Below are 333 nucleotides of genomic sequence, written 5' to 3' on the forward strand. Positions count from 1 at the left end.
GTACAAGTGGCCGTATTACCAGCACCATCGGTTACGGTCCAAGTGACCGTTGTTTCGCCTAATGGGAACACGGCAGGTGCCTCATTAGATATGGATGTTGTGTTACAGTTATCATCCACAGTAGGCGTTCCAAGATTGACATTAGCGGCATCTGTAGAACAGCCATTAGCATCGACATTTACAGATACCGGTGCAGCACAGTTTACAAAAGGCGGATTGATATTATCGGTTACAGTCACAGTTTGCGTACAAGTGGCCGTATTACCAGCACCATCGGTTACGGTCCAAGTGACCGTTGTTTCTCCTAATGGGAATGAGGCAGGTGCATCATTA

1 protein-coding gene is annotated in these 333 nt (G+C 47.1%); it reads right to left on the reverse strand.

Annotation, left to right across the window (positions count from 1 at the left end):
* The coding region (locus tag ACNG5D_RS15910; protein WP_418184515.1) for an HYR domain-containing protein at window positions 1-333 on the reverse strand (333 nt) is incomplete at both ends.

The sequence above is a fragment of the Algibacter ulvanivorans genome, from assembly GCF_048381495.1.
Classification (GTDB): domain Bacteria; phylum Bacteroidota; class Bacteroidia; order Flavobacteriales; family Flavobacteriaceae; genus Algibacter_B; species Algibacter_B ulvanivorans.